Raw genomic sequence first — 12,511 nt, 5'->3', positions numbered from 1 at the left:
CACGAAGCTTCCTACTGATTGACAGGCTGCAGCTGACATACCGCAAATTCGATATACGTAAACCTAGCCCATGTAGTGATCAGGAGAACCTACATGGCACGGGACAACACGTATTATCTTAACGAGGCTTTATTTATTAATGCGCAGGCCCCCACCGGCGCTGAACTACGGTTAATCGGTAATGGTGGAGGTGGCCCAGGTAGCGGGGGATGGGGATTTAGCGAAGGCATCCCGCCGGGCACCAGCCCTACCAAACCCGATATTGCCAGGGTTATTTCCACGCGCAGGGTGCTGACAGAAGAATTTCAAGGCATCGAGAAGGGCTCTTCAGATAAGTATGCTCACGAAATAAACCAGCTCCCTGAAACCATCAATGCATTGAAAGCCCAGATCAAAGCTGAGGCGAACAGTACAAATGGCGGGGTACCACCACGCACAGCAGAACAGCAAATCCTATCATCGCGAATCAGTCAGCTTCGAGAGAATTATTTACAAATTTTGCCCGACGCCAACAGCTACTTTGGCGTACCCGCATTCTACAAGCGCGGCGACTCAATGATGAGCCGGTTTTTGGACCCGGGTTTCTTCGCTGCCACAACGGGCGAAGAGTTAGGTATTGAATGGGCCACGAGGCTGGAGAAGTCTTGGGATGGCGCATACCGCCTACATCTGGAAGCTCAGAAACACCAGGCACTGGCAGACGAACTTCAAGGGCTGGCAGACCAAGTAGATCAGGAAGAGCTCAGCCACCAACCTCCAGATCTGTCGAAAATGATATCGCGCAGAACGGCGCAGATTCACACAGAGCGGCAAATACACTTCGATTGTTTACCCAATGTTCTTCAGCATGAACTGGGGCAAACCGTCATCGACGACGCGCTTACGCTTGCCCAGACCTTCAGTGCCTACCTGGCAACCGCGGCTGCCTTGGTGCAGGCCAAGCAATCACAAATTCCGCAACACTCTGATTACAACCCCCGAATCAGCGGGCCCCTGTCGAAGCCCCAACTTGAAGGGCTGGTCCGCGCTGGCAGGAATACCATCTGGCACTCGCGCTAACCGAATCGATCAGGTTTTTGGGCGTATATGCAGGTGCCACGCAAAACCTGATGCAGCGCGCCGCTGAGGTGGAAAACCTCCAGACCCAACTTGCTGCACAGGAAGAAGCTGCACGCCAGCAGGCCGAAGCCGAGCGCTTGGCTGCAGAAGCCGAGCGGCAAAGGCAAGAGACGCTGCGGCGTAATATCTCCTATATCAATGAAGCGCGTTTATCGGGATCGACGCCAGCCGTAATCCCGATTGGTACAGCAACATTCGCGGTGGCCGAAACGTCTTATAAGGCTTTGAGCGAAGCGATCACAGCGGCGATTACCCGCCTCGTTGCGACTACCATCTCCTCGCTTGCGGTAGGCACCCTCGCGATGGCCTGGCCATCAACAATGGGTAACAGTGAGCGCAGGTACCTGATCAGCACCCCACTAGCCAGCCTTACGCCGCCCGGCGGGCCGGACCTTTCAGCCTTGGCTCTGTCATCAGCCAGCATCGACTTACCCTATTTGTTGGCAGGCGCCGAGCATGACAACGGCCTGGACCTGTATGTGGTGCCTGGGGGCAGGCCAGTACCGGTGCGCACGGCGACATTCGACACTGAACGTCTGGTCTACAGCCTTGCACTGGAAAATCCGCAGCGGATTCTGACTTGGACACCGGCCAACGCGCCGGGTGGTGAAGGCGGAAGCTCCACCAGCTTGCCGCAAGTCCCACCCGGCACCGTTGTTTACACGGGCAGCAGCCTGGACCCTGTCATTTCCGAACAGGAGGGTTACCCCGCACTCGATCTGCTGGACCAGGAACGACTGATCATCACCTTCCCCATGGACTCGGGTTTACCACCTATTCTGGTGGTGTTCAAGAGCCCGAGATATGAGCCGGGTATTGCCACGGGCTCAGGCGCGCAGATCGATGGTATCTGGCTTGGGGACATAACCAGGGAGACCGGAGCAAAAATCCCGACACAAATTGCAAGTGCGCTGAGGGGAAGAGAGTTTGGAGATTTCGATGCATTTAGAACCGCATTCTGGAAGGCGATATCAGATACACAAGAGTTTTCTAGCCAGTTCAATGATGCAAACAAAATTCTCATCGCCAAAGGGCGCGCGCCCAAAGCGCGCGACAAAGATCACCACAAAGGTCACGCAACCTTCATACTCCACCACGTGATTCCAATTTCCGAAAATGGAGCTGTATACGACGTAGACAACTTAAGAGTAGTCACGCCAGCGGCGCATCACGACATCCACTACGGAGCCTCCAAATGACTCAAAAAAGCACGATCTCCGAATATACAGAACTTGAATTCTTGAATTTTATCAAATCAATAATCAACCCACCAGACAACGTAAGCGATCAAGAGCTTGATGCACAAATCATGGTATTCAAGGCTTTGAGCGAACACCCCAACGGCTCAGACCTAATATATTGGCCTGAGGCAGGCGGCCTTGATACACCTGAAGAAATTCTACGCATAATAAAAGAGTGGCGTGCAGCCAACGGCAAGCCAGGATTCAAACCAGAATGAATCCGACACCCCGCTCACGCGGGGTGCAGATTGTCCATCTGAGCCTAACCGAATTGGGTGGGCTGATGTACGACCCTGAAAACCTGCGGATCATGAGCGCCATGCAGTATTCACTATCATCGGAGTCGCCACGGTGATCAGTGAAAAGCACTGCCTTGCAGACTATTCATACGCGCAGTTCCATTCGATTGTCGAAGAATTGATACAGGCGACAGGTTCTCCAGACTGGCAGGAACGGCTGCTGGAGCCATTCATCGAATTTGTGGCGTATCCCGACGGTTCGGACCTGGTCTTTTACCCAAGCAACGAAGAGGATGGCAATGCCGAAAAAGTAATGGCACTCATCGTGAAGTGGAGAAAGTCGTGGGGGCTACCACTGTTCAGGGATCAGAACGCGACAAAAGCCAGCTCAGAACCCACGCCAGCCTGTGGAAAACACAAATAAAAAACCCCGCCGAAGCGGGGTTTTCCTTGCAGGCTAGCGCTTAGATCGCGCCACGCTGACGCAGCACGTCCAGCACCTGTTTCACGCCCTCGTCCACGCTGGTGGCCTGGGTGTCGATCACAAGATCAGCATCCAATGGCACATCGAACGGGAAGCTTTCACCCGGGATGTTGTCGCCACCGGCAGCGTAAAGGCCTTGCGGGTCACGCTCGCGGCAAACCAGCGGCGAGGCCTGGACGTAAACGGTCACCAGGCGTTCCTTGCCGATCAGCGCCTTGGCCTGTTCGCGGCCTTCGGCATCCGGGGCCACGAACGCAGCCAGGGTCAGCATGCCGGCTTCGTTGAACTGGCGCGCCACATGGGCGGCGCGGCGCCAGTTCTCGGTACGGCCAGCGCGGTCCTGTGGCAGGCCCTTGTTCAGGTCGTGACGCAGGTTCTGGCCATCGAGCACGTACACCGCACGGCCCATGTCGAACAGCTTGCGCTCAACGGCATAGGCCAAGGTGCTCTTGCCAGCACCCGACAGGCCGCTGAACAGCACGGTGGCTGGCTGCTGGCCGAAGCGCAGGGCGCGCTCTTCGGTGGACACGTGGGCCTGCTTGCCATGATGGCCGGTGCTGCCGTGTGGCAACACTGGCGGGGCGATGATCATGCCGGCGCCAACGGTGCCGTTGGTCAGGCGGTCGATGACGATGAACGCACCGGTGGTGCGGTTGCTGTCGTAACCGTCGAGGGCGATCGCGGTGTCCAGGGCTACCTTGACGCGGCCGATCTCGTTCAGCTGCAGCGCGCTGGCAGCGCCCTGCTCCAGGGTGTTCACATCGACCTTGTGGGTGATGCTGGCAATCGAGCCTGGCACGTAGCTGGTGGCACGCTTGATGTCGTATTTCTTGCCCGGGAGCATCGGCTCCTCGGCCATCCACACCAGCATGGCGTCGAACTGGTCGGTGACCGGCGGGACGTTGTCGGCATGTACCAGCAGGTCGCCACGGGAGATGTCGATCTCGTCTTCCATGGTCAGGGTCACGGCCTGGCCTGGGCCGGCGTTTTCCAGTTCACCTTCGTAGGTGACGATGGACTTGACCCGGCTGCTCTTGCCCGACGGCAGCACGACAATCTCGTCACCTTTGTGCACCACGCCACTGGCGATGGTGCCCGCGAAGCCGCGGAAGTTCAGGTTGGGACGGTTGACGTACTGCACCGGGAAACGCAGGTCGGTGAAGTTGCGGTCAGCCGAAACCTCGACGGTTTCGAGGATTTCCATCAGCGTCGGGCCGGCGTACCACGGCGATTGCTCGCTGTGGTTGACCACGTTGTCGCCCTTGAGCGCCGACATCGGCACGAAGTGCAGGCTGCTCGGGGTCAGGTTGATGGCTTCGGCAAACTTCAGGTAGTCGGCCTTGATCGACTCGAAGACGCCTTCATCGAAGCCCTTCAGGTCCATCTTGTTGACCGCGACCACGATGTGCTTGATGCCCAGCAACGACGCGATGTAGCTGTGGCGACGGGTCTGGGTCTGCACGCCGTAGCGGGCATCGACCAGGATGATCGCCAGGTCGCAGGTGGACGCACCGGTGGCCATGTTGCGGGTGTACTGCTCATGGCCCGGGGTGTCGGCGATGATGAACTTGCGCTTGGCGGTGGAGAAGTAGCGGTAGGCGACATCGATGGTGATGCCCTGCTCGCGCTCGGCCTGCAGGCCATCTACCAGCAGCGCCAGGTCGACTTCTTCGCCGGTGGTGCCGACTTTCTTCGAATCGCGGGTGATGGCCTCGAGGTGGTCCTCGTAGATCATCTTGGAGTCGTGCAGCAGGCGCCCGATCAGGGTGCTCTTGCCGTCATCCACGTTGCCGCAGGTGAGGAAACGCAGCAGTTCTTTACGCTCGTGCTGAGCCAGATAAGCGAGGATATCTTCGCTGATCAAATCGGATTGGTGCGACATGGAGTAACCCTGAAAATTAGAAGTAGCCCTGACGTTTTTTGTCTTCCATGGAACCGGCGCCATCGTGGTCGATGACCCGGCCCTGGCGCTCGGAAGTGCGCGTCAGGAGCATTTCCTGAATGATGTCGGTGAGCGTCTCGGCTTCCGATTCGACAGCGCCCGTCAGCGGGTAGCAGCCGAGGGTACGGAAACGCACCTTCTTCTTGACGATGCGGGCTTTTTCTTCCTCGGAGAGGTGCTCGAGGATGCGCTCGTCGTCGATCATGATCAGGGTGCCGTTCTTCTCGATGACTTCACGCTCGGCGGCGAAGTACAGCGGCACGATCGGGATACCTTCAAGGTAGATGTACTGCCAGATGTCCAACTCGGTCCAGTTCGACAGCGGGAAGACGCGGATCGACTCGCCCTTGTTGACCTTGCCGTTGTACACGTTCCACAGCTCGGGGCGCTGGTTCTTCGGGTCCCAGCGGTGCTTGCTGTCACGGAACGAATACACACGCTCCTTGGCCCGCGACTTCTCTTCGTCGCGGCGCGCACCGCCGAAGGCAGCGTCGAAACCATGCTTGTCCAGCGCCTGCTTCAGGCCTTGGGTCTTCATGATGTCGGTGTGCTTGGAACTGCCATGGGTGAACGGGTTGATACCTTGCGCCACACCCTCGGGGTTGACGTGGGTGATCAGCTCCAGGCCCATTTCCTCGACCATCTTGTCGCGGAAGCTGTACATCTCCTGGAATTTCCACTGGGTGTCGACGTGCATCACCGGGAACGGCAGCTTGCCCGGGAAGAAGGCCTTGCGCGCCAGGTGCAGCATCACGGCGGAGTCCTTGCCGATCGAGTACAGCATCACCGGGTTGTCGAACTCGGCGGCCACCTCGCGGATGATGTGGATGCTCTCCGCCTCCAGCTGTTTCAAGTGCGTCAGTTTGTCGACCATGGCTACTCACGAAAAACGATCTTATGGACGGCCTGCGGGCCGTGTTCGAGCGAGCCACTTTATCACAGCAGCTGCTTCTATTTAGGAGGCTGGCTAGATCGAAAAAGTCTAACGATATGACTGGGGGTTTGGGCTGGCAGGGCCGGCCTCTTCGCGGGTGAACCCGCTCCTACGAGGCCCGCGCGTAGGAGCGGGTTCACCCGCGAAGGGGGCGACACCGCCTTCAGATGGGATTCGGGCAATCGATGAACAGGTGCTCCACGGCAAACCGTCGTGCCAGGTAATCGCCCAGTGCCTGCACCCCGTAGCGCTCAGTGGCATGGTGCCCGGCAGCAATGAAGCTGACGCCATTCTCGCGCGCACTGTGGTAGGTCTGCTCGGACGCCTCGCCGGTCAGGTACAGATCGACCCCGGCGGCAATCGCCGTGTCGATATAGCCCTGCCCGCCGCCGGTGCACCAGCCCACCCGGCGGATCATCTGATCGCCTTCGACCAGCAACGGCTCACGCCCCAGCACCTCTTGCACCCGCCGGGCAAAATCGCGCGCGGTCATCGACTCGGCCAACGAACCGACCAGGCCGACCACTTTGGGGTTTTCCGGGTCAAGTGGCCCTTCGACAGTGATCTCCAGTTGCCGCGCCAGCTGCACATTGTTGCCCACTTCCGGGTGCACGTCCAAGGGCAGGTGGAACGCCAACAGGCTGATATCGTTATTCAGCAAGGTCTTCAGGCGACGCTGGCGAATGCCGGTGATGCACGGGTTCTCGCCCTTCCAGAAATAACCATGGTGCACCAGCACCAGATCGGCCTCGGCCTCGACCGCGGCATCCAGCAATGCCTGGCTGGCGGTAACACCACTGACAATACGGCTGACCTGCGGCCGGCCTTCGACCTGCAGGCCATTTGGGCAATAATCCTGGATCTTCGCGCTGCCCAGGTAACGCTCGGCTTCCTCGACCAGGGTGTTTAGAGCGACGGCCATGAAAATCTCCTCGAAAACTGCGCTTTTCTCGGGCGCAACGCCTGACGAACGCCCGTATAATGCCGGCCATTATGGGCCGTCGCTGTCACTGGGGGAACCGGTGTATGATCGCGCGCGCTCATGCCCCACTGCCAGGCCGCTGGCCCCTGCTCTTTCCAGGATTCGTTCATGTTCAAGGCTTTGCGTTACTTCGGCTGGCCCCTGCTTACCGGCATACTGATCGCCATGCTGATCATCCAGCGCTTTCCGCAATGGGTCGGGCTGCCCAGCCAGGACGTCAACCTGCAGCAAGCGCCACAGACCACGCGGATCATGCAAGGCCCGGTGTCGTACGCCGACGCCGTGACCCTGGCCGCCCCGGCGGTGGCCAACCTGTACACCACCAAGGTGGTGAACAAAAGCGCCCACCCGCTGTTCGAAGACCCGCAGTTCCGCCGTTTCTTCGGCGATAACCTGCCCAAACAGCGCCGTTGGGAATCAAGCCTGGGCTCGGCGGTAATCATGAGCCCAGAGGGCTACCTGCTGACCAACAACCATGTCACCAGCGGCGCCGACCAGATCGTCGTAGCCCTGAAGGATGGCCGCGAAACCCTGGCCCGCGTGATCGGCAGCGACCCGGAAACCGACCTGGCGGTGCTGAAGATCGACTTGAAGAACCTCCCGGCGATCACCATCGGCCGTTCCGACACCATTCACATCGGCGACGTGTCACTGGCCATCGGCAACCCGTTCGGCGTCGGCCAGACTGTGACCATGGGCATCATCAGCGCCACTGGCCGCAACCAGCTGGGGCTGAACAACTACGAAGACTTCATCCAGACCGACGCGGCGATCAACCCGGGCAACTCCGGTGGTGCACTGGTGGATGCCAATGGCAACCTGATCGGCATCAATACCGCGATCTTCTCCAAGTCCGGTGGCTCGCAGGGCATCGGCTTCGCCATCCCGGTAAAACTGGCACTGGAGGTGATGAAGTCGATCGTCGAACACGGCCAGGTGATCCGTGGCTGGCTGGGTATCGAAGTGCAGCCACTGAGCCAGGAGCTGGCAGAATCGTTCGGCATGAAGGACCGCCCAGGCATCGTGGTGGCGGGTATCTTCCGCGAAGGGCCAGCGGCCAAGGCCGGGTTGCACCTGGGTGACGTGATCCTGAGCATCAATGGCGAGCCGGCCGGCGACGGGCGCAAGTCGATGAACCAGGTAGCGCGGATCAAGCCCAACGAGAAGATCACCATCGAGGTGATGCGCAACGGGCAGCAGTTGAAGCTGATCGCCGAGGTGGGGCTGCGGCCGCCACCGGCGCCGGCTGCCAGCCAGGAAGAGAAATAAACCCAGGGCCGCGTTGCGGCCCTTCGCGGGCACGCCCGCTCCCACAGGAATTACGCAGGCTCCAAAGCCAGCGCTAAACCTGTGGGAGCGGGCGTGCCCGCGAAGGGCTGCCGCGCAGCCCAAACAGCATCAATGCAGGATCTGGCTGAGGAACAACTTGGTCCGATCACTGCGCGGCCGGTCGAAGAAGTCATCCGGCGCGGCCTGCTCCACAATCTCGCCCTTGTCCATGAAGATAACCCGGTTCGCCACGGTACGGGCAAAGCCCATTTCGTGGGTCACGCAGAGCATGGTCATGCCATCCTCGGCCAGGCCCACCATGGTATCGAGCACTTCCTTGACCATTTCCGGGTCCAGTGCCGAGGTCGGCTCGTCGAACAGCATGATCTTGGGCTTCATGCACAACGCGCGGGCAATGGCCACACGCTGCTGCTGGCCGCCAGACAATTGGCCAGGGTACTTGTGTGCCTGCTCCGGAATCCGCACACGCTCCAGGTAGTGCATGGCAATTTCCTCGGCCTTGCGCCGTGGCATTTTGCGCACCCACATCGGCGCCAGGGTGCAGTTCTCCAGGATGCTCAGGTGCGGGAACAGGTTGAAGTGCTGGAACACCATGCCCACCTCGCGGCGGATGGCCTCGATCTGCTTGAGGTCGTTGGTCAGTTCCACGCCATCGACCACGATGCGCCCTTGCTGGTGCTCTTCCAGGCGGTTAAGGCAGCGGATGGTGGTGGACTTGCCCGAGCCGGACGGCCCGCACAGCACGATGCGTTCGCCCTGGCGCACGTTCAGGTTGATGTCCTTGAGCACATGGAACTGGCCGTACCACTTGTTCACACCCTGCATCTGGATGATGCCTTCGGGGCCAGCAGGCTGCTTGATCGCTTCACTCATTTCGAAACTCCTAACGCTTGTGGCCAGTGTCCAGCTTGCGCTCCAGATGCATGGAGTAGCGGGACATACCGAAACAGAAAATCCAGAACACCAGGGCGGCGAACACGTAGCCCTCGGTGGCCATGCCCAACCAGGCAGGGTCTGCGGCTGCTTGCTTGACGCTGTTGAGCAGGTCGAACAGGCCGATGATGATCACCAGGCTGGTGTCCTTGAACAGGGCAATGAAGGTGTTGACGATGCCGGGGATCACAAGCTTCAGCGCCTGCGGCAAGATCACCAGCCCCATCGAGCGCCAGTAGCCAAGGCCCATGGCCGCGGCGGCTTCGTACTGGCCCTTGGGGATGGCCTGCAGGCCGCCGCGCACCACCTCGGCGATGTACGCCGACTGGAACAGGATCACACCGATCATCGCCCGCAGCAGCTTGTCGAAGCTCATGCCTTCTGGCAGGAACAACGGCAGCATCACCGACGACATGAACAGTACGGTGATCAGCGGTACGCCCCGCCAGAACTCGATGAAGGTCACGCACACCACTTTCACGGCCGGCATCCTCGAACGCCGGCCCAGTGCCAGCAGGATGCCCAGCGGCAAGGCGCCGACGATGCCCACGGTGGCGATCACCAGGGTCAGCATCAGCCCGCCCCACTGGCTGGTCGGTACGCTTTCCAGGCCCAGATACCCCCCGTGCAGCAGGGTATAGGCCAGTACCGGGTACAGCACCAGGAAGCCCAGCCCGTAGAAGGCTTTGCGCGGGAAACGCTTGATGAACAGCGGCGCGGCGCCGAGCACGGCAAGCCACACGGTCAGGTCCACACGCCAGCGCAGCTCAGTCGGGTAATAGCCGTACATGAACTGGCCAAAGCGCTGCTGCACGAACACCCAGCAGGCGCCTTCCTTGGTGCAATCGGCGCGCGTGGTGCCGACCCAGTTGGCATCGATCAACGCCCACTGCAGTAACGGCGGCACGATCAGCCACACCAGGTAGATGGCGAACAGGGTCAACAGCGTGTTGAGCCAGCTGGAGAACAGATTGGCACGCATCCATGCGAGCACGCCGACAGTTTTCACCGGTGGCGGCATATCGGGTTTGAAAACATGGGCATTCACGGGCGTATCCTCACCGCTCGATCAGCGCAATGCGCTTGTTGTACCAGTTCATCAGCAGCGAAATGCTGATGCTGATGGCGAGATAGACACTCATGGTGATGGCGATCACCTCGATGGCCTGGCCGGTCTGGTTGAGCACGGTACCGGCGAACAGCGAGACCATCTCCGGGTAGCCGATACCGGCCGCCAGCGAAGAGTTCTTCGCCAGGTTCAGGTACTGGCTGGTCAGCGGCGGAATGATCACCCGCAGTGCCTGGGGGATGATCACCTTGCGCAGGGTCGGGCCCTCGCGCAGGCCCAACGAGCGAGCCGCTTCGGTCTGGCCATGACTGACCGAACGGATGCCGGAACGCACGATTTCGGCGATGAAGGCTGCCGTATAGATAGTCAGCGCCAGGGTCAGCGCCAGCAGCTCGGGGATCAGCACCCAGCCCCCGACGAAGTTGAAGCCCTTGAGCTGCGGCATGTCCCAAGTTACCGGGCTGCCGAACAACAGCACGCTCAGGCTCGGAATGGCGATGAACAGCAACAGCCCCGCCCAGAACTTGTGGAACGGCACGCCGGTCTCGTTGAAACGCTTGTTGGCGTAGCGCACCATCACGGCAATAGCGGCAATGGCCAGCGCCAAAGCCACCACAAATGGCCAGAAGCCATCGGCCATGGACGCGCCAGGCATGTTCAAGCCACGGTTGCTGATGAAGAACATGTCCTGGATGTTGATGCTGCCCCGCGGTCCCGGCAGGGTCAGGAACACGGCGAAATACCAGAACAGGATCTGCAACAACGGCGGAATGTTGCGGAAGGTTTCCACATAGACGGTCGCCAGCTTGTTGATCATCCAGTTCGGTGACAGGCGAGCCACACCGATGATGAAGCCCAGTATCGTCGCCAGAATGACGCCGATGAAGGTTACCAACAGCGTATTGAGCAGGCCGATGACGAACACCCGCGCATAACTGTCGGATTCCACATAGGGGATCAGGTGCTGGGCGATACCGAAGCCGGCACTGCGGTCGAGGAAGTCGAAGCCCGAGGTGATGCCCCGGTGTTGCAGGTTGGTTTGCGTGTTGTGGAACAGGTACCAGCCCAGGCCGACCACGAAGACGATCGTGAGGATCTGGAACAGCCACGCGCGCACACGCGGATCGTTAAGGGACAAGCCCTTGGGTGCGCCGATTTGATTTTGCATGAAGTGCCCCGGACAGTAGGGATTCGAACAGCCTGCGGCGGCGGGATGCCGCCGCAGGGTGCAGCCATCAGCGCACTGGAGGCGCGTACTGGATGCCGCCGTTGTTCCACAGGGCGTTCATGCCACGGTCGATCTTCAAGTCAGTGCTCTGGCCCAGGTTCTTCTCGAACACTTCGCCATAGTTACCCACTTGCTTGACGATCTGCACTACCCAGTCTTTGGGCAGCTTGAGGTCCTTGCCGTACTCGCCATCCGCACCCAGCAGTCGGGCGACATCCGGGTTCTTGGTGGACTTGGCCTCGGCCTCGACGTTCTTGGAAGTGATGCCCGCTTCTTCGGCATTGAGCATGGCGAACAGGGTCCACTTGACGATGCTGAACCACTCCTCGTCGCCTTTACGCACTACAGGGCCCAGCGGCTCCTTGGAGATGGTTTCAGGCAACACCACGTAGTCGGTCGGCGCGGCCAGCTTGGAGCGCTGGGCGAACAGCTGCGATTTGTCCGAAGTCAGCACGTCGCAACGGCCCGACTCCAGCGATTTGGCGCTCTCGTCAGAGGTGTCGAAGGTAATCGGGGTGTACTTCAGGCCATTGGCGCGGAAGAAGTCCGACACGTTCAGCTCGGTGGTGGTGCCGGCCTGGATGCAGATGGTCGCGCCATCGAGCTCCTTGGCGCTGGAAACGCCGAGCTTCTTGTTGACCAGGAAGCCGACGCCGTCATAGTAGGTGACACCCGCGAACACCAGGCCCATGCCGGCATCGCGCGAGCTGGTCCAGGTGGTGTTGCGCGACAGCACGTCGACCTCGCCCGACTGCAGGGCAGTGAAGCGTTCCTTGGCGTTGAGCTGGCTGAACTTGACCTTGGTGGCATCGCCGAACACGGCGGCGGCCACGGCGCGGCAGACATCGGCATCGATGCCGACGATCTTGCCCTGCGCATCAGGTACCGAGAAGCCTGGAAGACCGTCGCTCACGCCACACTGGACGAAGCCCTTCTTCTTTACCGCATCGAGGGTGGCGCCGGCCTGGGCAGTGCTCACGGCGCCCAGCGCGGCGGCAGCGGTCAGGACTGCCAGGGTGGTTTTCAACATCTTCATTCACAACCTCCAAA

The 12,511-nt window shown here is 60.1% G+C and carries 10 protein-coding genes and 1 pseudogene; 4 read left to right on the top strand and 7 right to left on the bottom strand.

Translation table 11 applies throughout. The features are described from left to right. Positions 1–93 precede the first annotated feature (93 nt). The 3 genes and pseudogenes from C4Q27_RS30035 to C4Q27_RS16535 all read left to right on the top strand — a co-directional run bounded on the left by C4Q27_RS30035 (position 94) and on the right by C4Q27_RS16535 (position 3,023). Positions 94–2,318 (top strand): annotated as a pseudogene (locus C4Q27_RS30035) (S-type pyocin domain-containing protein). Then, the gene (locus C4Q27_RS16545) at positions 2,315–2,578 is read left to right on the top strand and encodes a bacteriocin immunity protein (RefSeq protein WP_064490725.1); all 264 of its coding nucleotides are present in this window, start codon (positions 2,315–2,317) and stop codon (positions 2,576–2,578) included. The pseudogene C4Q27_RS30035 and the gene C4Q27_RS16545 overlap by 4 nt, the downstream one beginning before the upstream one ends. Before the next feature lie 133 nt (positions 2,579–2,711). Next, positions 2,712–3,023, top strand: a complete 312-nt coding sequence (locus C4Q27_RS16535; protein WP_064490724.1) for a bacteriocin immunity protein — start codon at positions 2,712–2,714, stop codon at positions 3,021–3,023. Positions 3,024–3,063: 40 nt separating this feature from the next. Here the strand turns inward: C4Q27_RS16535 and cysN are convergent, their stop codons facing one another. From cysN to C4Q27_RS16520, 3 genes are all read right to left on the bottom strand, one after another. Further along, on the bottom strand, positions 3,064–4,965 hold the full coding sequence (gene cysN / locus C4Q27_RS16530) for a sulfate adenylyltransferase subunit CysN (RefSeq protein WP_104887083.1): 1,902 nt from the start codon (positions 4,963–4,965) through the stop codon (positions 3,064–3,066). A 16-nt stretch (positions 4,966–4,981) separates the two neighbouring features. Beyond that, positions 4,982–5,899 carry a sulfate adenylyltransferase subunit CysD gene (gene cysD, locus C4Q27_RS16525; protein ID WP_003251799.1) on the bottom strand — a complete coding sequence of 306 codons (918 nt, stop codon included), beginning with the start codon at positions 5,897–5,899 and terminating at the stop codon, positions 4,982–4,984. 223 nt (positions 5,900–6,122) lie between these two features. Next, entirely contained in the window at positions 6,123–6,881 is a 759-nt protein-coding gene (locus C4Q27_RS16520) for a Nif3-like dinuclear metal center hexameric protein (RefSeq protein WP_020191611.1), read from the bottom strand. Between the two features lie 168 nt (positions 6,882–7,049). On the opposite strand from C4Q27_RS16520, the gene algW reads away from it, so the two are divergent. After that, positions 7,050–8,210 (top strand): Do family serine endopeptidase AlgW, encoded by a 1,161-nt coding sequence (gene algW, locus C4Q27_RS16515; protein WP_014592300.1) that lies wholly within the window; start codon positions 7,050–7,052, stop codon positions 8,208–8,210. A gap of 129 nt (positions 8,211–8,339) precedes the next feature. Here algW and C4Q27_RS16510 read toward each other — a convergent pair whose 3' ends face one another. The 4 genes from C4Q27_RS16510 to C4Q27_RS16495 all read right to left on the bottom strand — a co-directional run bounded on the left by C4Q27_RS16510 (position 8,340) and on the right by C4Q27_RS16495 (position 12,497). After that, complete coding sequence (locus C4Q27_RS16510; protein WP_003251792.1) at positions 8,340–9,104, bottom strand: amino acid ABC transporter ATP-binding protein; 765 nt, start codon at positions 9,102–9,104, stop codon at positions 8,340–8,342. A gap of 10 nt (positions 9,105–9,114) precedes the next feature. Beyond that, positions 9,115–10,212: an amino acid ABC transporter permease gene (locus C4Q27_RS16505; protein WP_010952426.1), complete on the bottom strand. Its 1,098-nt coding sequence runs from the start codon at positions 10,210–10,212 to the stop codon at positions 9,115–9,117. A gap of 10 nt (positions 10,213–10,222) precedes the next feature. Further along, on the bottom strand, positions 10,223–11,401 hold the full coding sequence (locus C4Q27_RS16500) for an amino acid ABC transporter permease (protein WP_064490722.1): 1,179 nt from the start codon (positions 11,399–11,401) through the stop codon (positions 10,223–10,225). 67 nt (positions 11,402–11,468) lie between these two features. Further along, positions 11,469–12,497, bottom strand: a complete 1,029-nt coding sequence (locus C4Q27_RS16495) for an amino acid ABC transporter substrate-binding protein (RefSeq protein ID WP_064490721.1) — start codon at positions 12,495–12,497, stop codon at positions 11,469–11,471. Positions 12,498–12,511 lie beyond the last annotated feature (14 nt).

The sequence above is a fragment of the Pseudomonas sp. SWI36 genome, assembly GCF_002948105.1.
In the GTDB taxonomy this organism is placed as follows: domain Bacteria; phylum Pseudomonadota; class Gammaproteobacteria; order Pseudomonadales; family Pseudomonadaceae; genus Aquipseudomonas; species Aquipseudomonas alloputida.
The sequence above is the reverse complement of the archived record's forward strand: the minus strand, read 5'-3'. Positions and strand labels throughout refer to the sequence as shown.